Here is a 1469-nt window from a genome sequence, read left to right on the forward strand (position 1 = left end):
CGGTGATTTAAGGATCTTTCCTGCGAGTCGGGTGCGTTCTGGTCGGCTTGGAGATGGTGACGGTTGGTGTCTCGGGGCTGGGTGGCCGCTGGTGTTCGGTCCGTTTGAGTTTCCAGTTGGCCATCTTGCGTTTGATCACACGGGGGTTGGACCGTAGCCGCCGGGGTGGCAGGAGCCGTTCGCGGATCTCACGCAGGGCTTGAGCCAGGGATCGGATGAGTCGTGAGGGGGGAAAGCGCCGCCTGTCCGGTGAGGTGGCGGCGGACGACGCGCAGGGTGCGGGTGAAGGAGATCCTGTCCGGATCGCATCCTTCGTCCCGTGCGGCGTGGTGCATCAGGTCCCGCAGGGCGTGGTGGACCAGCAGGAACGCGTAGATCTCCTGTTCCGCGCCGGCGGGATGCTGGGATCGCAGGACCAGGCGGGGTCCGCCCTGGTGGGTCTTGATCTCATCCAGCGTGGTCTCGATCTCCCACCGCTGGGCATACAGCGCGGCCATCTCGGCTGCGGGTGCGTCCTTGGGGTCGAGGACGGTGGTGATCAGCCGGTAGACCGTGCCGTCGGACCCGGTGCCGAGGGTGTACTCGACGACGCGAACCGGGATCGGATCGGCACGGCGGTTCTTGTCCCGCGCCGCAACGATCTCCGACAGGTAGGAGCCGTCCGGAAGGGCCTTGACCACGGGCAGGACCGCGCTGCTCTTCACCCGCCACAACAGATCGGCGCCTCCGGCGGTGGCCGCCCGCCACAAGTCGGCCCCGGCGAAGCCGCGGTCGGCCAGCATCAGCATCCCCGTCGACAGGCAGTCGAACAGGCGCCGGGCCAGCACTGTCTCGTGCTCGGCCAGTGGCCCCACCTCGGCGGCGAAGACCGCGTGGGTGCCGCATTCGACGAGCGCGGCCACCCTGGCCTGGGGAAAGGCCCCCCGCCGCTGACCGCGCGACGACCCCGGACGGCCATAGAAGGCCCCATTGGCCTCGGTGTCGGGCAGGTCGAAGGTGGTCCCGTCCACCGCGACCAACCGCCAACGGCCATACCAGGCCCCAGGCGTCGCCTCGGCTGCCACCGGACGGCATACCCTCGCGAACAACGCCTTCAGAGGTTCGGGACCCAGGCGCAGACGAGCCCGGCCGACGGCCGCCGTCGACGGCACCCGCCACGTGCTATCCCAGCGTCGCTCGTGTTCAAGTCCGCAGGTCAGCAGCCTAGCGACCTCCTCATAGCCCTGCCCCGAGAACAAGCACATCGCCAGCACGAAATAGACCACCACCCGCGCCGGCAGCAACCGGCGGCGCTGCTCGACCCGCCCGCACTCCGCAACCACCTCATCAACCAACTCGGGTGGAAACGCACGCGTCAAAACCCCAAGCGCGATCCGATCCGACAACCGCTCACCATCTGACGACTTCACCTGTCCGGGCCTTGGCACACCCACACAACGACATAGAAGCCCTCAAAGTCACCGGTATTG

General features: G+C 67.9%; 1 protein-coding gene. It reads right to left on the reverse strand.

Annotation, left to right across the window (positions count from 1 at the left end; genetic code table 11):
- Positions 1-188: 188 nt before the first annotated feature.
- Positions 189-1427 (reverse strand): IS4 family transposase, encoded by a 1239-nt coding sequence (locus ACIP98_RS42495; RefSeq protein WP_401982251.1) that lies wholly within the window; start codon positions 1425-1427, stop codon positions 189-191.
- Positions 1428-1469 lie beyond the last annotated feature (42 nt).

Origin of the sequence: Streptomyces sp. NPDC088354 (assembly GCF_044753585.1) — a bacterium.
GTDB lineage: Bacteria > Actinomycetota > Actinomycetes > Streptomycetales > Streptomycetaceae > Actinacidiphila.